The organism is Streptomyces sp. NPDC034099 (assembly GCF_055575415.1).
This window is the reverse complement of the sequence record NZ_JBVISR010000005.1, coordinates 286,579-306,228: the sequence shown is the minus strand read 5'-3', so window position 1 is coordinate 306,228 and position 19,650 is coordinate 286,579. Positions and strand designations below refer to the sequence as shown.

General features: G+C 71.7%; 14 protein-coding genes. 7 read left to right on the top strand and 7 right to left on the bottom strand.

Annotated features, from left to right (window positions below; genetic code table 11):
- Positions 1-99: 99 nt before the first annotated feature.
- The gene (locus tag ACZ56V_RS17160) at positions 100-1,122 is read right to left on the bottom strand and encodes a LacI family DNA-binding transcriptional regulator (protein ID WP_398911867.1); all 1,023 of its coding nucleotides are present in this window, start codon (positions 1,120-1,122) and stop codon (positions 100-102) included.
- A gap of 277 nt (positions 1,123-1,399) precedes the next feature.
- Between ACZ56V_RS17160 and ACZ56V_RS17155 the strand changes: the two genes are divergently transcribed.
- From ACZ56V_RS17155 to ACZ56V_RS17130, 6 genes are all read left to right on the top strand, one after another.
- Positions 1,400-2,761, top strand: coding sequence for an ABC transporter substrate-binding protein (locus ACZ56V_RS17155; protein WP_467381275.1), 1,362 nt, complete (start codon positions 1,400-1,402; stop codon positions 2,759-2,761).
- Entirely contained in the window at positions 2,758-3,690 is a 933-nt protein-coding gene (locus ACZ56V_RS17150) for a carbohydrate ABC transporter permease (protein WP_467381273.1), read from the top strand. Before ACZ56V_RS17155 ends, ACZ56V_RS17150 begins: the two co-directional genes overlap by 4 nt.
- Positions 3,691-3,692: 2 nt before the next feature.
- A complete protein-coding gene (locus ACZ56V_RS17145) occupies positions 3,693-4,574 on the top strand; it encodes a carbohydrate ABC transporter permease (protein WP_468943092.1) in 882 nt (293 codons plus the stop codon).
- Between the two features lie 60 nt (positions 4,575-4,634).
- The gene (locus ACZ56V_RS17140) at positions 4,635-6,716 is read left to right on the top strand and encodes a glycoside hydrolase family 2 protein (protein ID WP_468943089.1); all 2,082 of its coding nucleotides are present in this window, start codon (positions 4,635-4,637) and stop codon (positions 6,714-6,716) included.
- Between the two features lie 64 nt (positions 6,717-6,780).
- The gene (locus ACZ56V_RS17135) at positions 6,781-8,448 is read left to right on the top strand and encodes a ricin-type beta-trefoil lectin domain protein (RefSeq protein WP_468943086.1); all 1,668 of its coding nucleotides are present in this window, start codon (positions 6,781-6,783) and stop codon (positions 8,446-8,448) included.
- A gap of 55 nt (positions 8,449-8,503) precedes the next feature.
- Complete coding sequence (locus ACZ56V_RS17130) at positions 8,504-9,748, top strand: ROK family protein (protein ID WP_398911861.1); 1,245 nt, start codon at positions 8,504-8,506, stop codon at positions 9,746-9,748.
- A gap of 46 nt (positions 9,749-9,794) precedes the next feature.
- Here the strand turns inward: ACZ56V_RS17130 and ACZ56V_RS17125 are convergent, their stop codons facing one another.
- The 4 genes from ACZ56V_RS17125 to ACZ56V_RS17110 are packed head-to-tail and all read right to left on the bottom strand — an operon-like array spanning position 9,795 to position 14,312.
- Positions 9,795-11,174 (bottom strand): GH1 family beta-glucosidase, encoded by a 1,380-nt coding sequence (locus ACZ56V_RS17125; RefSeq protein ID WP_467381264.1) that lies wholly within the window; start codon positions 11,172-11,174, stop codon positions 9,795-9,797.
- A gap of 41 nt (positions 11,175-11,215) precedes the next feature.
- Complete coding sequence (locus ACZ56V_RS17120; protein ID WP_356364343.1) at positions 11,216-12,043, bottom strand: carbohydrate ABC transporter permease; 828 nt, start codon at positions 12,041-12,043, stop codon at positions 11,216-11,218.
- Between the two features lie 5 nt (positions 12,044-12,048).
- Positions 12,049-13,002 (bottom strand): carbohydrate ABC transporter permease, encoded by a 954-nt coding sequence (locus tag ACZ56V_RS17115; protein WP_468943497.1) that lies wholly within the window; start codon positions 13,000-13,002, stop codon positions 12,049-12,051.
- Between the two features lie 23 nt (positions 13,003-13,025).
- Positions 13,026-14,312, bottom strand: a complete 1,287-nt coding sequence (locus ACZ56V_RS17110; RefSeq protein ID WP_468943081.1) for an ABC transporter substrate-binding protein — start codon at positions 14,310-14,312, stop codon at positions 13,026-13,028.
- Positions 14,313-14,595: 283 nt separating this feature from the next.
- Between ACZ56V_RS17110 and yicI the strand changes: the two genes are divergently transcribed.
- Positions 14,596-16,866, top strand: coding sequence for an alpha-xylosidase (gene yicI / locus ACZ56V_RS17105; RefSeq protein ID WP_468943078.1), 2,271 nt, complete (start codon positions 14,596-14,598; stop codon positions 16,864-16,866).
- A gap of 88 nt (positions 16,867-16,954) precedes the next feature.
- Here the strand turns inward: yicI and ACZ56V_RS17100 are convergent, their stop codons facing one another.
- Both ACZ56V_RS17100 and ACZ56V_RS17095 read right to left on the bottom strand, forming a co-directional pair.
- Complete coding sequence (locus tag ACZ56V_RS17100; protein ID WP_467381257.1) at positions 16,955-18,157, bottom strand: cysteine desulfurase-like protein; 1,203 nt, start codon at positions 18,155-18,157, stop codon at positions 16,955-16,957.
- Positions 18,158-18,566: 409 nt separating this feature from the next.
- A complete protein-coding gene (locus ACZ56V_RS17095; RefSeq protein WP_398911856.1) occupies positions 18,567-19,640 on the bottom strand; it encodes an ABC transporter permease in 1,074 nt (357 codons plus the stop codon).
- Positions 19,641-19,650 lie beyond the last annotated feature (10 nt).

The window sequence follows — 19,650 nt, the reverse complement described above, 5'->3', positions numbered from 1 at the left end:
GCACAAAGTCAGGCTAGGTGCAGGGCGGGGGCGCGGCAAGGGTGCCCGGGGGCGTCCGGGTGCCGGAAGGACCAGGACGCGGGGGGTGCCGGGCGGCCGTCAGCCGACCGGTGCCCCCACCGTGCTCTGCCGCACCAGCAGCCGGTGCGGCGCCTTGGCCTCCGTCGGCGCGGGCGCCGAACCGTCGATCACGCCGAGCAGGGTGCTCACCGCCGTGCGCGCGATCGCGGCCTTGTCCGGGGCGACGGTGGTCAGCGACGGCGAGCTGTACCGGCCCTCCTGGATGCCGTCGACCCCCACGACGGCGATGTCGTCGGGCACCCGTACTCCCGCCCGGGTCAGGGTGTGCATGGCGCCGATGGCCAGCAGGTCGTTGTAGCAGAAGACCGCGTCGGGCGGCTCGGGCAGGGCGAGCAGGCGTTCCATGGCCTCGGCGCCGAGGTGGCGGTGGAAACGCGGGGTGGGGACGATCAGTTCCTCGTCGACGGTGAGACCGGCCCGTTCCAGTGCCTGGCGGTATCCCGTCGTACGCAACTGCGCGGTCTCGCCGGTGCTGTAGGGCTGGTCACCGATGGCCGCGATGCGCCGGCGGCCGAGGCCGAGCAGATGCTCCGTCGCCTCCCGGGCCGCGACGATGTTGTCGATCGCCACGTGGTGGAAGCTGCCGTTGAAGATGTGCTCGCCGAGCAGCACGACCGGCACCCTGTTGGTGCGCCGGCGCAGCTCGTCCGCGGAGATGGACAGCGGGCTCAGCAGCAGGCCGTCGAACATCGTGGCGCGGGACTCGCGGCCCAGCAGCTCCCGCTCGCGGTCGCCGTCGCCGTCGGTCTGGTCGAGCATGACGACGTACCCGTGGGTGCGGGCCGCGGTGATCACCTCGCGGGCCAGTTCGGCGAAGTAGGGCACGTCCAGTTCGGGGACGACCAGGGCGATCATGCCGCTGCGGCCCCGGCGGAGATTGCGGGCCACCAGGTTCGGCCGGTAGTCGAGTTCGTCGAGCGCGGCCTGCACCCGGACCCGCAACTCGTCGGAGACGGGCACCGAACCGTTGACCACGTTGGACACGGTGCGGATCGAGACTCCGGCGCGTCGGGCGACGTCGCGGAGTGTGGAGCCGGCCATCCAGTTCCCCCTCACGGCCCCCGCGGGGCTTCGGTCGGCAGCATCTCGCGTTCGCGCCGGTGCGGACCGGCGCTGACGCAGGTTGATGTTACTCAGCTATTGCATCGTTGCAAAAGGCGCAGCATCATCTCTGCATCGTTGCAAAGCACGGGCGACGGCATGGGCCACGTCCGTGCCGCCGCGCCGCCGACGACGCCTGCGCGCGTCCACGTCCACTCCTGCCCAGCCACCCCGTCCCACGCACCCCAGCCCGCATTCCGACCGAGGAGCCGTGCTCATGTCCAGATCATCCGTCCCCCGGCGCAGCGTTCTGCGCGGCGCGCTCGGCGCCGGCGCGCTCGCCGCGGCCGCCGGTCCCCTCGCGGCGTGCGCCCCCGGATCCTCCGGGTCCGAGCCGCGCAAGCTCACCGGGACGCCGAGTGCGTCGGCCAAGGGCGAGATCACCATCTGGAACCGCTCCGGCGACCTGTTCAAGGTCTTCGACGCGGCCATCGACGCCTTCCGCAAGGCCTATCCGGGCATCAAGGTCAACCACCAGGCCGTCGACATCGACGCCAAGCTCGCCAACACCCTGATCAGCGGCACCGACCTGCCGGACGGCAGCTTCTGGGACGACGCCAAGATCGGCGGCCAGGCGGAGCACCTGTACGACCTCACCGACCTGATAGCGCCCTACCGCGACAAGACCTCGGCGTACAAGCTGTCGGTCAACACCGTCGACGGCCGGATCTACGGCGTGCCCTGGGACCTCGACCCCGGGCTGCTCTGGTACCGCGAGGACCTGCTGGAGGACGCCGGAGTCGACCCGGCCGGGCTGAAGACCTACGACGACCTGCTGGCGGCGGCCCGGTCGCTGCGGGAGAAGAACCCGAAGGCCCGCCCCCTCCACATGGAGAAGGACCCCTTCCTCGGCCAGCTCTGGCTGGAGATGCTCGCCGGCCAGCAGGGCACCAGCCTCGCCGACGCCGAAGGCCGGGTGCGGCTGGACTCCAAGGAGTACCGCAACATCCTCAACTGGGTCCGGGACGCCGTCGACGACGACCTGGTCACCCACGCCGAATACCTCAAGCAGGCCGACCTCGCCGCCCTGGAGAACGGGCAGCAGGCCCTGGTCCCGTGGGCGGTGTGGTGGTCCTTCGCACCCCAGCAGCTGCTCAAGAAGGGCAAGGGCAAGTGGCGGGCCGCACCCCTGCCGGCCTGGACCCCGGGCGGAGCGCGCAGCGGCGCCATGGGCGGCAGCAGCTTCATCATCCCGGCGAAGGCGAAGAACCCCGAACTCGCCTGGCTGCTTTACGAGTTCCTGTGCTTCAAGGAGCCCGGCTACAGCGCCGTCTACGGCCCCGGCGAGGTCTACCCGGACGGTCTGACCACCTCGGTGCCGAGCTACGGACCCGCCCGCCGCCCCGACAAGCCGCTGTTCGAACCGGTGGCCGCGCTCGGCGGACAGGACCTGTGGAAGGTCGCCGTGGACGCCGCCGACACCATCCCGTCCGCCGCGCCGATCCCGGCCTGGTGGGCCAAGTCCGTCGACTACCTCGGCAACAACCTCCAGCGCCTCATCGAGGGGAAGATGGCACCCGACGACGTCATCGACGACTCCACCAAGAAGATCCAGCGCAACCTGGTGGACCGCGCATGACACCCGGCACCCTCACCCCGTCGCGCGAGGCACAGGCCCCGGACGCGCGGCGCCCCGCCCGCCGCTCCCGGCGCAAGCCCTTCCTCGCGCCCTACCTCTTCGTCGCGCCGTTCTACCTGGTCTTCGCGGCCTTCGGCGTCTACCCCCTCGTCTTCGCCCTCCAGTTGAGCTTCACCGACTGGAAGGGCGCCGGCGAGGCGAACTTCATCGGCCTGGAGAACTACACCTACCTGCTCACCAGCGAGGAGTTCTGGTCCTCGCTGGGCAACAGCGCGGTGATGTGGCTGCTGATCGTGCCCCTCCAGATCGTCGGCGGCCTGGCCGCGGCGGTGCTGCTGGCCAACGCGCGGCTGCGGCTGCGCGGCATGTTCCGGGTCGCCTTCATCGCACCCTTCGTCACCCCGCTGGTGGCGATGGCCCAGGTGTGGATCGTCGCCTTCGACACCGACTACGGGCTGGTCAACCACCTGTTCAACCTCGTCGGCCTGCCCGACGTGGACTGGCTCCAGTCGACCGCCTGGGCCAAACCCACACTCGCGCTGCTGTTCCTGTGGAAGACCACCGGGTTCGCGATCATCATCCTGCTCGCCGGGCTCCAGGCCGTGCCCGCCGACGTGTACGAGGCCGCCGCCCTCGACGGCGCCTCCCGCAAGCGGCAGTTCTGGTCGCTGACCCTGCCACTGGTCCGGCGCAGCATCGCCTTCCTCGTCGTGGTGCAGACCCTCGCGGTGTTCCAGATGTTCGCCGAGCCGTTCGTCGTCACCCAGGGCGGCCCGTACGGCTCGACCACCACCGGCGGACTCTACCTCTACAACCACATCCTGGCGTCCGACCTCGGGACCGGCGCCGCGAACTCCTTCCTGCTCGTGCTGCTGGTGTTCGCCCTGTCCCTGCTGTCCGTGCGCCTGCTCCGCTCCCGAGACGAGTGACCATGACCAGCCTGACCAAGAAGACGAGCAGGAGTCTGTCCCAGCCCCGGCCGGGGCCGCTCCAGTACCTCGTGCTCGGCCTCCTCGCCCTCGTGTTCGTCTATCCCATCTGGTGGGCCGTCAGTTCCTCGCTGAAGCCGCCGGCCGACATCGTCCGCGACCCGCTGTCCCTCTCGCTCGGCTCGGCCACGCTCGACAACTACCGGGCCATGTTCGACGACGTGCCGATCGGGACCGGTTTCGTCAACACCGTGCTCGTCGTGGCCGTCAAGGGCGCGATGACCATGTTCTTCTGCCCGCTGGCCGGCTACGCCTTCGCCAAGTACCGCTTCCCCGGCAAGAACCTGCTCTTCGGCGTGCTGATGCTCACCCTGATGCTGCCGACCCTCGTGCTGGTCATCCCGCTGCTCCTGGAGATGAGCGAACTGGGCTGGGTCAACACGTACCAGGCGCTGATCCTGCCCGGCAGCATCGACGCCTTCAGCATCTTCTGGATGCGGCAGACCATCGCCGCCGTGCCCGACGAACTCCTCGACGCCGGGCGCGTGGACGGGGCGAGCGAGTTCGGCATCTTCGCCCGGATCGTGGTGCCGGTCATCCGGCCGGGCATCGCCGCGCTCGGCGTCCTGACCGCCATGAACATCTACAACGACTTCGTCTGGCCGGTCGTCGCCGTCAACGACGAGAGCCACCAGACGCTCCAGGTCGTGCTCTCCACCCTCGCGCAGAACGTCACCGGCAACCGGGTCGGCGCCGACTTCGCCACCGTCTGGGGCGAACTGCTCGCCGCCGGAAGCATCGCGATGCTGCCCGTGCTCGCCCTGTTCGTCCTGCTGCAACGCCACTTCATCAACGGGATCCTCGCGGGCAGCGTCAAGGGCTGACCTCCCCCCCGTACACCGCCGACCGCCCCACAGCCGCACCGAATCGGAGCACACACGCCCATGACCATCCCCCGTCCGGAATACCCCCGCCCGCACTTCGACCGGTCCCACTCCTGGCTCAGCCTCAACGGCACCTGGGACTTCCGCGCCGATGCCGCCGAGCGGTACTCCGCCGACGCGTCCGCGGGCTACGACCGCGCCATCACCGTGCCCTTCGCCTGGGAGACGCCCGCCTCGGGCATCGCCGAGCACTGGCTGCAGACCGCCTGGTACCGGCGCACGTTCACCGTGCCCGCCGACTGGGCCGGACAGCGCGTCGTGCTGCACTTCGGCGCCGTGCACCACGCCGCCACGGTCTGGGTGAACGGCACCGAGGTCGCCCACCACGAGGGCGGCTACACCCCCTTCGCCGCCGACGTCACCGACGCGCTCGGCGACGGCGATCACCTGCTCACGGTGCGGGTCCACGCCCCGGCGGACAAGCGGGACATCGCCCACGGCAAGCAGCGCAGCATGCCCCGCGACGACTACGACGGCGTCTGCTTCACCCCCTCCTCCGGCATCTGGCAGAGCGTCTGGCTCGAGGCCCGTCCCGCCACCCACCTCGCCGCGCTCCGGCTGCGCCCGAACGACGACCTGACCGGCATCACCGTCGAAGCCGTCGTGCACGGCCCCGCGGCGGACCGCGCCGAACTGCGGCTGCGGGTGCGCGAGGAGGACACCGCCGTCACGGCGACCATGGACGCCGACGGACGGTTGCGCACCGAACTCCCGCTCGCCGCACCGAGGTTGTGGTCCCCCGAGGACCCGCACCTCTACCACGTCGATGCCGAACTGACCTCCGCCGACGGCACCGACCGGGTCGCCGCGTACACCGGACTGCGCACCATCACCGCCGACGGCGAAGCCCTGTACCTCAACGGGCGGCGGCTGTTCGTGCGCGGCGTGCTCGACCAGGGCTACTGGCCCGAGACCGGCATCACCGCCCCCGACGACACCGCCCTGCGCCGCGACCTCGAACTCGCCGCCGAGGCCGGCTACAACCTCGTCCGCAAACACCTCAAGCTGGAAGACCCCCGCTTCGCCCACCACGCCGACACCCTCGGCATGCTCCTGTGGGCCGAGCCCGCCTCGCCCGGCCGCTTCTCGCCCGCCTCCGTCGCCGCCTTCACCGAGCAGATCGAACCGATGGTCCAACGCGACGGCAACAGCCCCGCCATCGTCATCTGGGGCCTGTACAACGAGGAATGGGGCCTGGACTGGGACATCCCCGGCGACCCGGCCAAGCAGCGCGCCACCGCCGACGCCTACGACCGACTCAAGGCCCTCGACGCCACCCGCCCGGTCGTCGACAACTCCGGCTGGACCCACGTCAGGACCGACCTGCTCGACTGGCACTACTACGACGAGAGCGCCGCCTCCTGGGCCACCACCGTCGCCGACCTGCTCTCCGGCGAACGCGACGACTTCCCCGTCAAGCTCGGACCCGACTTCGTCGTCCACAAGAAGCTCGCCGTCCCCGGCCAGCCGCTGCGCGGCCTGCCCAACCTCAACAGCGAGTACGGCGGCGGCTTCACCGGCCTGGACCGCGCCTGGCACCTGCGCTGGCAGACCCAGGAGCTGCGCCGTCACGACCGGCTCGCCGGGTACGTGTACACGGAGCTGTACGACATCGAGCACGAGAGCGCCGGACTGCTGGACTTCGGGCGCGGCGCGAAGGACCTCGCGGGCGTCGACCCGGCCCACGCCAACGCGCCGACGACCCTGGTCCTGGACGTGACGCCGGTGGCACCGGGCCGCGACCTGCTCACCACCGGCCCCGACTTCACGGTCGACGTGCACGTCTCCCACCACGGCGCCGACCCGGTCGCGGGCACCCTGCACACCACCTGGACCCCGGTGTACGCCAGGACGCCCGACGCGCCGGGCGACGCCGTCCCCGGCTGCCGCGCGGAGGCCAAGCCGCACGTCCTCGGCGCCCCCGTCACCGTGCCCGCCGCGCTGCCCGAGGGCTGGACCAGCGGCCGGCTGCACCTGGCGCTGGTCGTGGACGGCACCGTCGCCGCCCGGACCGCGCTGGACGTGGACACGCGGACCGACCCGTACATCGGCGACGACCCACTGGCCCGCCCCACCGCCTGACCGCCGGCCCACCCCGCCCACCGATCCGCACCACCCGACATCCCCACCACCAAGGAGTCGACCCGTGCGCAACCCATCACTCACCCACAGAAGATCACCGGCCCTGCTCGGCGTCCTCGCGCTGCTCACGGCCCTGCTGTCCCTGTGGTCGCAGCCCGCGTCGGCGGCGCCCGCCGGGCAGGTCCTGGCGTCACCCGACCTCGCGGCCCACCCGCAGGGCGACAACAGCTACCCCCGCGCCGTCCGCCTCGACCACGACGGCTCGGCCGGCCAGACCATGCTGGCCACCTACGCCAAGCGCGAACAGGGCGCCACCAACACGCTGCCCGTCCACCGCAGCACCGACGGCGGCCGCACCTGGAGCGCCGCCCCGATCTCCACCCTCACCGCGCACACCCCGGGCTGGGACATCGAGGCACCCGTCCTCTACGAGGTGCCGCGCACCGCGAACGGCCTGAACCAGGGCGACCTCCTCGCCGCCGGCACCGCCTGGCAGGCCGGTGACTACACCACGCAGCGCGTCGAGGTCTTCAAGAGCACCGACCACGGCGGAAGCTGGCAGTACCTCTCCGACTGCACCCGCACCAGCGGCCTGCCCGACACCATCGGGCACGGCATCTGGGAGCCCTGGTTCCTGCTGGCCCCCGACAACACGCTGGCCTGCTTCATCTCCGACGAGCGGCCCGCGAACAGCCCCACCAACAACCAGGTCATCGGCCACTACACCTCCACCGACGGCGGCCGCACCTGGAGCGGCACGCTCACCCAGGACGTCGCCTTCCCCGCCGACAACCTCGCCCGCCCCGGCATGTCGATCGTCGTCCCGCTGCCCGACGGGCGGTTCATGATGGCGTACGAGATGTGCCGGGACGCCACCGACGCCGACCACGCCTGCGAGGTGTACACCAAGACCAGCCCCGACGGCCTGAACTGGGCGCCCGCCGACAACCCCGGCACCCTGGTGCGCACCGCCGACGGCAGGGAGCTGCTGCACACCCCCTACCTCGCCTGGACACCGGGCGGCGGCCCCGACGGCACCCTGCTGATGTCCGGCCAGCGCGTGGTGAGCGGACCCACCGGGAACAAGACCGTCCTGTCGGAGTCCGGCACCGTGGTCTTCGCCAACACCCGCCTCGGCGCGGGGGAGTGGACCGAGATCGAGGCCCCGGTCCTGACCGGCCCCACCGGCGGCTACAACCCCGGCGAGCCCTCCTGCCCGGGCTACAGCTCACCGATCGTGCCGCGCGCCGACGGCACCTCCTTCCTCTACCTGACCGCCACCTGGCTCGGCACCGGCAACCAGTGCCAGGTCCGCTTCGGCACCGGTGGCCTCGGCGGACCGGTCGGCCAGGTCACCACGCCGTGGGTCGCGGGCAAGTGCCTGGACGTGGACACCAACACCAGCCGCAACGGCAACGCCGCCCAGCTGTGGGACTGCTCCACCGCCACCGGACAGCGCTGGTCGGTGGCCCCGGACGGCACGGTGCGCGCGTTCGGCAAGTGCCTGGACATCGACGGCAACGGCACGGCCAACTTCACCAAGGTCCAGGTGTGGGACTGCGCCCCGGGCGTCGGCGGCCAGCAGTGGCGCCACCGGAGCGACGGCTCGCTGTTCAACCCCCAGTCCGGCCGCTGCCTGGACATCTCGTCCGGCGGCACCGCCAACGGCACCAAGCTGCAGATCTACGACTGCAACGGCCTCGGCACCCAGAAGTGGAACCTGCCGGCCTAGCCGCCGCAGCACCCGGGGCCGTCGGCCCCGGGTGTCGCATACGCTCGACGGCACCATGATGAACAACCTCACCCCCTTGGAGCCGAAGGCCGACAAGGCCACGGTCAGACGGCACAACCTCAGCCTGGTCCTGAGGGCCGTGCACGACGCGGGGGAGGCGACCAGGGCCGGCGTCGCCACGCATGTCGGACTGACCCGCGCGGCGGTGTCGTCCCTGGTCGAGCAGTTGCTGGAGTACGGCTTCGTCGCCGAGTGGGGCAAGACCAGCAGCGGTCAGGCGGGACGGCCCGGCACCGTCCTGAAGGTGTCCCGCTCGGGTCCGGCGGGCCTCGGCGTCGAGATCAACATCGACTACATCGCGGTGTGCGTCGTCGACCTCGCCGGCACCGACCGGGTGCGGCTCGTGGAACACGTCGACAACCGCGGCGTCCAGCCCTCCGAGGTCCTGGCGCGCGCGGCCCGGCTGGCGGCGCGCGCCATCGGCTCGGCGGCGGAGCAGGACCTCGTACCGGCCGGCGCCCATGTCGCCCTGCCGGGGCTGGTGACCGGCGGCACCGTGCGCCAGGCACCCAACCTGGGCTGGCGGCGGGTCGCCGTCGAGGGACTGTTCGCGCAGGCGCTCCTCGCCCTGCGCCCCGCCCACCGGCCCCTGCCGGTCAGCTCCGACAACGAGGCCAACGCCGCCGCCCTCGCCGAGCTGTGGTTCGGCGCCGGCACCGAGGGCGTGCGCAGCTTCCTGTACCTGACCGGCGAGATCGGCATCGGCGGCGCCCTCGTGCTGGGCGGCGAGCTGCTGCGCGGCGCGCACGGCTTCGCCGGGGAGATCGGGCACATGGTCGTCGACCCGGAGGGCCCGCTGTGCCGGTGCGGCGCCCACGGCTGCCTGGAGCAGTACGCCGGACAGGCCGCGCTGCTCAGCGCCGCGGGCGTCGAGGCGGACGCGGGTGGTGCGCAGGGCGTCGCCGAACTCGGACGCCGTGCCCGGCGGGGCGACCCGTCCGCGCTGTCGGCGATCGAACGCGCCGGGCGGCAACTGGGCGTCGTGGTCTCGGGCGCGGTGAACCTCTTCGACCCCGAGGCGGTGATGCTCGGCGGTGTCTACCGCGAGCTGATGGAGTGGCTCGCCCCGGCCGTCGACCGCGAACTCGCCCTGCGCGTGGTGTCCGGGCTGTGGAGCGAGGACGGCAAACGGCTGCGGGCCGCGTCCTCGCTCGGCGACGCGGCCCGGGGCGCGGCCGGCGTGATCGTCCGCGAGGTGCTGGCCGACCCGGCGGCGTACGCGGAGAGGGACGCGGGCTGACGCGGAGGGCGGCCGTCCCGCGGCCCTACGCGTCAGCCCGCCCCGGTCACCCGCGGTTCGCGGCGATCATCTCCCGGTACCAGCGGTAGCTGTCCTTCGGCGTGCGCTCCTGGGTGTCGTAGTCGACCCGCACGATGCCGAAGCGCTTGTCGTAGCCGTACGCCCACTCGAAGTTGTCCAGCAGCGACCACACGTAGTAGCCGCGCACGTCCACGCCCGCGTCGATCGCCGCCCGCAGCGCGGTCAGGTGGTCGCGCAGGTAGGCGACCCGGTCGGTGTCGTGCACCGTGCCGTCGGCGGCGGGCGCGTCGTCCTCCGCCGAGCCGTTCTCCGTGATGTGCACCGGCGGGAGCGCGTCGCCGTACCGCTGCTTCAGGGCGACGAGCAGGTCGGTGAAGCTGTCCGGCACGACCGGCCAGTCCATCGCCGTGTGCCGCACCCCGGGGTGCCGTACCTCCTCGTAGCGGTTGTCCGTCGCCACGCGCCGCCCCGGGTCGCTCTCGCGGTGGGGGGCGTCGGCGACCACGATCGGCCGGTAGTAGTTGACGCCGAGGAAGTCCAGGGGCTGGGAGATCAGCTCCAGGTCGCCGTCGCGCCGGAAGTCCGCCCCGGTGATCAGCTCGCCCCAGGTCTCCTCCTCGGTGGCCGGGTAGCGGCCCGCGAGGATCGGCTCGGTCCACACCAGGTTGTGCTGGGTGTCCGCGCGCACCACCGCCGCCAGGTCGGCCGGGGAGTCGGTGGCGGGCAGGTTGCGGTCCAGGTTGAGCGTGATGCCGACCTCGCGCACCCCGGCCGCGCGCAGCGCCTTCACGGCCAGTCCGTGGCCGACCAGCAGGTGGTGGGCGGCGGCGAGCGCGCCCCGGCCCTCCTTGGCGCCGGGCGCGTGCCGGCCGATGGAGTAGCCGAGGAAGGAGCTGCACCACGGCTCGTTGAGGGTGATCCAGCGCGGCACCCGGTCGCCGAGGTGCTCCGCGACGACCGCCGTGTACTCGGCGAACCGCTCCGCCGTCTCCCGCACCCGCCAGCCGCCCCGGTCTTCCAGCGCCTGCGGCAGGTCCCAGTGGTAGAGGGTGGCGGCCGGTTCGATGCCCGCCGCCAGCAGTTCGTCCACCAGGCGGGAGTAGAAGTCGAGGCCCTTGGCGTTCACCGCGCCCGAACCGTCCGGCACGATGCGCGGCCAGGCGATCGAGAAGCGGTACGAGTCCACACCGAGATCGCGCAGCAGGGCCACGTCCTCGGGGTAGCGGTGGTAGTGGTCGCAGGCCACGTCCCCGGTGTCGCCGTTCACCACCAGACCGGGGGTGTGGCTGTAGGTGTCCCAGATCGACGGACCGCGGCCGTCCTCCTGAGCCGCGCCCTCGATCTGGTACGAGGCGGTCGCGGCGCCGAGGACGAAACCGGGCGGGAAACTGGGGTACTCACTCATGCTGTGCTGCTCATCTCCCTGCGTACGGGGTGGTGCGAGGTTCACTTGACGGAGCCGCCGGAGATCCCGGCGGCGATGTACTTCTGGGCGAGGACGAGGAGGACCGCCGCCGGCACCGCCGACAGCACGGAGGCCGCCATCACCGAACCCCAGTCGCCGACGTGCGCGCCGATGTACTGGTAGATGCCCAGGGTGATGGGCTTGACGTCGTCGGTCGTGTTCAGGGTGAGCGCGAACATGAAGTCGCTCCACGAGAACAGGAACGCGAACAGACCCGAGGTGATCAGGGAGTTGCGGCTCATCGGCAGCACGACCCGTACGAACGTCCGCACCGGCCCCGCGCCGTCGATCTGCGCCGCCTCGATCACCTCGCCCGGGATCGACACCATGAAGGAGCGCATCAGCACGATGGAGAACGGGATGCCCAGCGAGGCGTCCGCCAGCATCAGGCCGAAGTAGGAGTTGACCAGGCCCAGGTCGACGTAGGAGTTGTAGAGCGCGTTGGCGATGACGATGCCCGGCACCATCTGGGTGATCAGCGTGCCGAACACGATGGTGCGCGAGCCGCGCAGCCCGAACCGCGCGAGGCCGTACGCGGCGGGCGCCGAGACGGCCAGGCAGATGGCGACCGCGCCGAGCGAGACCGCCAGCGAGGTCAGCAGGTGCCCGCCCTGGTCGCTGATCGCCTTGGAGAAGCCGGACAGGTCCAGGCTGCCCGGCACCGGGTCGACCTGGAGCAGCCCCGAGTCGGGCTGGAGCGCGGTGTTGAGCATCCAGTACAGCGGAAAGAGCATCACGCACAGGATGAGCACGCCGGCGACGGTGGAGCCCCAGCGGCGCCGGGAGGCGGTGGGCGTGTGGGAGGCCATGGACGTCACTTCCCCTCGGTGCGGTTGGCCCGCAGGTAGAACACCGCGAACACGGCGGAGATCAGGATGAGTACGTTGCCGACCACGGCGCCCGCGCCGAAGTCCAGCTGGACGAAGGAGTTCTGGTAGGTCAGGGTGCCGAGCGTCTGGGTGGCGTCGGCCGGTCCGCCGTCGGTCAGGGCGAGGATCAGGTCGAGGATCTTCACCGTCGACATGAAGCCCAGCACGAGGACGACCGTGACGACGGGCTTGAGCATCGGCAGGGTCACCGAGCGGAAGGTCCGCCAGGCCGAGGCGCCGTCCAGCGCGGCCGCCTCGTGCAGTTCCTTCGGGATCTCCTGGAGACCGCCGTACAGGATGACCATGTTGAACGGGATGCCGATCCAGATGTTGACCAGGATGACCGACACCAGGGCCATCTCGGGGCTGGTCAGCCAGGGGGTGTGACCGCCGATCCCGAGGGTGTCCAGGAACGAGTTGAGCACGCCCGTGTCCTGGTCGAGGATGCGCCGCCAGACGATGCCGGACACCACCATGGGCACCAGCCAGGGCAGCAGGATCAGCGAGCGAAGCACCCCGTTCAACGGGAAGCGGCGGCTGAAGAAGACCGCGAGCGCCAGGCCGATGCAGAACTGGCCGAGCAGCGAGCCCGCCGTGAAGACGAGCGTGTGCCACAGGGCCTTGCCGAACAGGGCGTCCTGGAACACGTTGGACCAGTTGTCGGCGCCGTTGAAGGGCGCCTCACCGGTGAAGAAGGTCTTCGGCGTGTAGTCCTGGAAGCTCATCACGATGTTGCGCACGAGCGGGTAGCCGAAGAACAGCAGCATGAAGACGACGGCGGGGGCGACGAACCCCCACTGGGTGAGCCTGCGGCGGCGCGCGATCCGGCCGGGGTCGGGCGCGGTGGCGGACCCGGACGCCTCGGCGGGGGTCCGCGCGGTGACGGTGGACGTGGGCATGGGCGTGGTCATGGGGGCGTACCTCAGTTCCCGCTCGTGGCCCGCTGCTGGGCGCGCTTCAGGGCGGTCTCACTGGACTGGCCGGTCAGGGCCGACTGGAAGGCGCTCTGCAGCGCGAGCGACACACTCGACCAACCGGCGCCGAGCTTCGCCGTCCGGGACCGGGCGACGGCCACCTGGTCGGCGAGGGAGTCCAGCTCGGGCACCTTCTCGCGCCAGACGGCGGCGGCCTTGGCGTTGGCCGGGACCATCCAGCTGTTGAGCGCGTAGGTCAGCTGCTCCTTCTCGCTCGCCAGACACGCGACGATCTTTCCGGCCGTCTTCTCCCGGGCCTCGTCACCGGTGTTGGGCACGGTGAGGACGGCACCGCCGAGCGGACCCACCGAGTCGTCGCCGGCCTCGGGCACCGGGATCGGCGCGATGCCCCAGTGCAGCGACTTGTCGCTGTTGAGGGTCTCCACCTGCCACGGACCGTTGATCATCATCGCCGCGTTCCCGGCCATGAACTGGTCGTTGACGTCCGCCTGGGTCCAGTTGACCGTCGACTTCGACAGCGAACGGTCCTTCAGCAGGCTCTTCCAGTAGTCCAGGGCCTCGACGACCTTCGGTCCGTCCAGGTCGGTCTCGTCGCCGCCGTTGGACCACATGAACGGCGTGAACTGGAAGACGCCGTCCTCCGCGCCGCCCGCGCTGAGCGCCAGCCCGTACTGCTTGCCCCGCGTGAGCTTCTTCGCCGTCCGGCGCAGCTCGGCCCAGGTGGTGGGCACCTTCACGCCCGCCTCGGCGAGGACGTCCTTGTTGTAGAAGAGGGCGAGGGTGTTCACGGAGCGGGCCGCGCCGTAGTACGTGCCCTTGTACGAGCCGAAGTCGACGATGCCGTCGGGGATGTCGTCGGTGCTCAGCCCGAGGGTCCTGAGGTCGACCAGGCCGCCCGCGTCGGCGAAGGTCGGCATCTCGGAGGCGTCGAACTGCACGATGTCGGGCAGCGACTTGGACGAGGCCATGCGCAGCGCCTTCGTCATCACCTGCGCCGCCGGGACGCTCTGCTGCTCGATGGTGACGCCCAGCTCCTTGCCGCAGCGGGCCATCGCCTCCGCGTCCCAGCGGTGGTACGACTCGTCGGTCGAGGAGTTCATCACGGTGTAGGTGTCGGCGTCGCGCTGCTGTCCGCAGCCGGCCAGTGCCGCCCCGGCGACCAGCACGGACACGGCCGTGAAGGGGGCGAGGACTCGGCGTGAGCGTCCTCGCCCGCGGCGCGTGGCAGCCGGGGGGTGTGCTGTCAAGGCGAGCGAAGTGAAGCGCTTCGACATGGTGCGGCCCTTGCTGTCGTACCGTCCGGCTTCCTCGCCGGACTGTTTTGTTTGATGTGATGACTAATACGTCACCAACCCGCTTCCGCGCTAGAGGAAAGTGGCTCCCCTCTCTCCGCTGCGCCGGGTGAGGAGGTTGTTCTCATGCGTAATAGTGCCAGCTCAGCGCGTTGAAGCCGAAGCAAACGCCTCGGCGTCGGGATTTGTTTTGTGTACGATCAAAACGCTGTGAGACGGCCCCCGTGCTCCCACCCGACAGCTCCCGCCCCACCCAAGGAAGATCATGAAGTTCACCGACGGCTTCTGGCTCATCCGCGAGGGCGTGCATCTCTCGTACGCCACCGAGGTACGCGATGTACGCCCCGAATCGAAGCGCTTCACCGCTCATGCCGCCGTGAAGAAGGTGACGCGGAGGGGGGACACGCTCAACGCGCCGCTGCTCACGGTCGAGTGCTTCTCTCCCGCCGAGGGCGTCATCGGCGTCCGCGTCACCCACCACGCCGGCAAGCGCCGGCCGGGCCCCGACTTCACCCTCTCCGGGGCGGCGGACGGCGCCGGCGAGGTACGCCAGGACGGCACCGTCACCGAGCTGACCAGCGGTCCGCTCACCCTCCGCCTGGACCGTGAGGGTCCCTGGGGCCTCACCTTCCATGGCCCGGACGGGCGTGAGCTGACCCGCGCCGACGCCAAGGGCACCGCCTTCGCCACCACCGGCGACGGCGCCCACCACATGCTCAGCCGCCTCGCCCTCGGTGTCGGCGAGCAGATCTACGGCCTCGGTGAGCGCTTCACCCCGTTCGTCAAGAACGGCCAGGTCGTCGACATGTGGCAGGCCGACGGCGGCACCAGCAGCGAGCAGGCCTACAAGAACATCCCGTTCTACCTCTCCTCGCGCGGCTACGGCGTCTTCGTCAACCACCCCGGCGCGGTCTCCTTCGAGGTCGGCTCCGAGTCCGTCGGCCAGGTCCAGTTCAGCGTCGAGGACCAGACGCTGGAGTACTACGTCGTCGCCGGACCCACCCCCAAGGACGTCCTCACCCGCTACACCGCCCTCACCGGCCGCCCCGCCCTGCCGCCCGCCTGGTCCTTCGGCCTGTGGCTCACCACGTCCTTCACCACGTCGTACGACGAGGGGACGGTGACGTCCTTCGTGGACGGCATGGCCGAGCGCGGCATCCCGCTCTCCGTCTTCCACTTCGACTGCTTCTGGATGCGCGAGTACCAGTGGTGCGACTTCGAATGGGACCCGGACGTCTTCCCGGACCCGGACGGCATGCTCGCCCGGCTCAAGGCCAAGGGGCTGCGGGTCAGCGCCTGGATCAACCCCTACATCGCCCAGAAGTCCCCGCTCTTCGACGAGGCCGCCGCCCTCGGGCACCTGGTGCGCAGGCCGGACGGCGACATCTGGCAGTGGGACCTGTGGCAGGCCGGCATGGGCCTGGTCGACTTCACCAGCCCCGCCGCCCGCGACTGGTACGCCGGGAAGCTCAAGCCGCTGCTCGACCAGGGCGTGGACTGCTTCAAGACCGACTTCGGCGAGCGCATCCCCACCGACGTGGTCTGGCACGACGGCTCCGACCCGGAGCGCATGCACAACTACTACACGCACCTGTTCAACCGCACCGTCTTCGAACTCCTGGAGAAGGAGCGCGGCCAGGGCGAGGCCGTCCTCTTCGCCCGCTCGGCGACCGCGGGCGGCCAGCAGTACCCCGTCCACTGGGGCGGCGACTGCTGGTCGTCCTTCGAGGCGATGGCCGAGTCGCTCCGGGGCGGCCTGTCCCTGTCCCTGAGCGGCTTCGGCTTCTGGAGCCACGACATCGGCGGCTTCGAGGGCACGCCCGACCCGGCGGTCTTCAAGCGCTGGCTGGCCTTCGGCCTGCTCTCCTCGCACAGCAGGCTGCACGGCTCCTCGTCGTACCGGGTGCCGTGGGAGTTCGGCGAGGAAGCCGTCGACGTGGCCCGGAGCTTCACCCTCCTCAAGCACCGCCTGATGCCCTACCTGTACGGCGTCGCCGCCGAGGCGCACCGCACCGGCGTGCCGATGATGCGGCCGATGGTCCTGGAGTTCCCGTACGACCCGGCGTGCCGCCCGCTGGACCGCCAGTACGCGCTCGGCTCCGACGTCCTGGTCGCCCCGGTCTTCACCGAGGACGGCGAGGTCGAGGTCTACCTCCCCGAGGGCACCTGGACCCACCTCCTGACCGGTGAGCGCGTCACCGGCCCGGCCTGGCGCACCGAACGGCACGGCTACGACAGCCTGCCCCTGTACGTCCGTGAGGGTGCCGTCCTGCCGCTGGCCTCGGACGACCGGCGGCCCGACGGCGACTGGCTGGACGCGCCGACCCTGCTGGTCCACCCGTCCGCCGACGCGGACTACGCGGCCGAGGTCACCGTGCCGGACCTGCTGGGCGCACCCGCCGCGACGTTCCGGGTGCGGCGCGACGGGGACGCCCTGCGGGTCACCGCGAGCGGCACCGACCGACCCTTCACCGTGCGGGTCGCGGGCGGCGCGAGCGCGGAGGGCGCCGGAGAGGTCACCGTGCCCCTGGCCTGACCCTGGGGCGGCGGGTGGACACGGCGAAGCGGCACGCGCGGTGGGGGGCGTGCCGCTTCGCTCCGCGGGGCGTTGCGCGGGGTGTGCCTCAGCGCTCCAGGGCGTCGAGTGCCGTCAGCAGCCGGTCCACGTCCTCCGCGCTGCTGTACGGCGCGAGACCGACGCGTACGCCGCCCTCGTCGCCGAGGCCCAGGTGGCGCGCGGCCTCCACGGCGTAGAAGGAACCGGCCGGCGCGTCGACCGCCCGCTCGGCGAGCTGCCGGTAGACGTCGGCCGGACGCAGGCCCGCCACGGTGAACAGCAGCGTCGGAGTGCGCCGCGCGGCCCGTGAGTACACGGTGATCCCGCCGAGGTCCGCGAGCCCTCGTTCGATCCGCTCGCGCAGCGCGTCCTCGTGCGCCTCCAGTGCCGCGAAGGAGGCGACCAGCCGGTCCCGGCGAGCGCCCCCTGCCTCCGGGTCGAGCCCCGCCAGGAAGTCCACCGCCGCGCTCGCCCCGGCCAGCAGCTCGTAGGGCAGGGTGCCCAGTTCGAACCGCTCGGGCACGGTGTCGGCGGACGGCAGCAGCTTGTCCGGGCGCAGCGACTCCAGCAGCTCGGCCCGGCCGGTCAGCACGCCCAGATGCGGGCCGAGGAACTTGTACGGCGAGCACACCAGGGTGTCCGCGCCCGTCGCGGCCAGGTCCACCACGGCGTGCGAGGCGTAGTGCACCGCGTCGACGTGGAAGTGCGCCCCGTCGGCGTGGACGAGGGACGCCAGCGCCGGCAGGTCCGGCATGGTCCCGATCAGGTTCGACGCGGCGGTGAGCGCGACCAGCCTGGTGCGCGGGCCCAGCACCGCCGCGACGTGCTCGGGCCGCAGCTCGCCCGTGGCCGGGTCGAAGTCCGCCCACCGCACGCGTGCCCCGGCCGCCTGTGCCGCCTGCACCCACGGCCGGATGTTCGAGTCGTGGTCGAGCCGGGTGACCACCACCTCGTCGCCCGGCCCCCAGCCCTTGGCCAGGGTCCGGGACAGGTCGTAGGTCAGCTGGGTGGCGCTGCGTCCGAAGACGACCGTCCCCGGGGTGGTGCCGAGGAGGTCGGCGAGGGCGGACCGGGCCCCGTCGACGATCCGGTCCGCGTTGCGCTCGCCCTCGGTGTTGCGCCCCCGGTTGGCGAGCGGGGCGGTCAGCGCCCCCGCGATCGCGTCGATCACCGGCTGCGGGGTCTGCGTACCGCCCGGCGCGTCGAACCGCGCGGTACCGGACTTCAGGGCGGGTACGTGCGCGCGGATCGCGGCGACGTCGAGGGCCATGGTGCAACTCCAGGGTCGTGGGTCCGGACGGGGAGGACGTCGGGCGATGCGGTCCTTCGGCCGCGGCGGCAGACAGGCGGCACGGCCGGGCCGCACCCCGAGCCGCTTCTGCGACTCCGGCCACATGATCGCAGTCCCCGTCGGGTCGACGACAGGGGTCGAAGGGGCCCTCCGCGGCAAGGCGTCCGGGGAGGCCGGCGGCCATGCCCGGCAGCCCGGTGCGGCCGGGCACGAGCACATCCGCCTCCCCGCGCCGCCACCGGGGCCCGATCCTGCTCGGTGGGCGCGTCGACCATCCGGTCGCGGGGGCCGGTCGCCGGTGTCCAGGGCGAGGACGGGACGGCGACGCCCCGGATCGGGCCGGCCCGTCCCGTCGGCGCGCGGCGCCGGACCAGGCCCCGGCGGACGGTCAGGACGCGGCGGCCGCCGGTTCGGCCTCCGGCGGCTCCTTGTCCCGTCCGCCGGGATGCCGGTGCCGCCAGACCCAGAAGACCGCGCAGGACAGCAGCGCCCACCCGCCCAGCACCAGGAACGGGAACGCGTGCTGGTGACCCTGGAAGTACACCGCGGTGTGCTGGGCGTTGACCGAGGCACCGGGCGGCAGCCACCGGCCGATCACCCCGAGCGGCGACGGCAGCAGCGGCCAGGACACCGCGCCGCCCGAGGAGGGGTTGCCGATGATCACCATCAGGCCCCAGGTCGGCAGCATCGCCCACCGGCCGAACAGGGTGTTGAACATGGTGAAGACCATGCCGGACACGAACATCGTGAGCGCCAGGATCAGCCAGGACTCGGCGAACGGCAGGTCCACCGCGCCCAGCAGCCAGTCCACCGCCGCCGCGATGACGAACCCGCCGAGCAGCGCGTAGGCCACCGTGAACAGGATGCGCTCCAGCGGGGTGAGCGCCCGCGCGTGCACGCTCAGCTGGATCGCCCCGACGAAGCCGATGATCACGGCGGCCAGCGAGATGTAGAAGATCGCCAGCCCGCGCGGGTCACCCTGCTGAAGGGGGTTGACGTCCCGGACGGTGACCTGGACGCCGACCTTCTTCCCGACGGCCGGTGCCGTCTGCTCCAGCAGTTCGGCGACCGACGCGCCGGACGCGCCGGACACGTCGAGGACGGCGTCCCGTCCGTCGTCGCGCAGCTCGAAGACCGCGAAGACCTCCTGCTGTTCGATCGCCTCACGGGCCGCGGCGCGGGTCTCGTAGGGATGCACCCGCACCGAGGTGTCGAGCGCCTTCTCCAGGCCGTACAGGAAGGCCTGCCCGCCCGCCTTCTCGTAGGAGCCGACCACGGCCGTGGGGATCAGGCGCGGCGTCGGGTTCGCCATCGAGTAGGTGTACGAGCCCGCGAAGAGACCCGCCGCGGCCGCGAGGATCAGCACCAGCACGGTGGCGGGCCAGAACGGCGATTGCCGGAACGCGGACCACCGCCCGCCCACCGGCGGGCTGCCGTCGGCGTCCTGCGACGTGTGCGCCATGTCCGGCGGG

Bases quoted from the DNA above. Each gene is read 5' to 3' on its own strand.
- ACZ56V_RS17160 (WP_398911867.1), bottom strand. From the start codon at position 1,122: ATGGCCGGCTCCACACTCCGCGACGTCGCCCGACGCGCCGGAGTCTCG.
- ACZ56V_RS17155 (WP_467381275.1), top strand. From the start codon at position 1,400: ATGTCCAGATCATCCGTCCCCCGGCGCAGCGTTCTGCGCGGCGCGCTC.
- ACZ56V_RS17150 (WP_467381273.1), top strand. From the start codon at position 2,758: ATGACACCCGGCACCCTCACCCCGTCGCGCGAGGCACAGGCCCCGGAC.
- ACZ56V_RS17145 (WP_468943092.1), top strand. From the start codon at position 3,693: ATGACCAGCCTGACCAAGAAGACGAGCAGGAGTCTGTCCCAGCCCCGG.
- ACZ56V_RS17140 (WP_468943089.1), top strand. From the start codon at position 4,635: ATGACCATCCCCCGTCCGGAATACCCCCGCCCGCACTTCGACCGGTCC.
- ACZ56V_RS17130 (WP_398911861.1), top strand. From the start codon at position 8,504: ATGATGAACAACCTCACCCCCTTGGAGCCGAAGGCCGACAAGGCCACG.
- ACZ56V_RS17125 (WP_467381264.1), bottom strand. From the start codon at position 11,174: ATGAGTGAGTACCCCAGTTTCCCGCCCGGTTTCGTCCTCGGCGCCGCG.
- ACZ56V_RS17120 (WP_356364343.1), bottom strand. From the start codon at position 12,043: ATGGCCTCCCACACGCCCACCGCCTCCCGGCGCCGCTGGGGCTCCACC.
- ACZ56V_RS17115 (WP_468943497.1), bottom strand. From the start codon at position 13,002: ATGCCCACGTCCACCGTCACCGCGCGGACCCCCGCCGAGGCGTCCGGG.
- ACZ56V_RS17110 (WP_468943081.1), bottom strand. From the start codon at position 14,312: ATGTCGAAGCGCTTCACTTCGCTCGCCTTGACAGCACACCCCCCGGCT.
- yicI (WP_468943078.1), top strand. From the start codon at position 14,596: ATGAAGTTCACCGACGGCTTCTGGCTCATCCGCGAGGGCGTGCATCTC.
- ACZ56V_RS17100 (WP_467381257.1), bottom strand. From the start codon at position 18,157: ATGGCCCTCGACGTCGCCGCGATCCGCGCGCACGTACCCGCCCTGAAG.
- ACZ56V_RS17095 (WP_398911856.1), bottom strand. From the start codon at position 19,640: ATGGCGCACACGTCGCAGGACGCCGACGGCAGCCCGCCGGTGGGCGGG.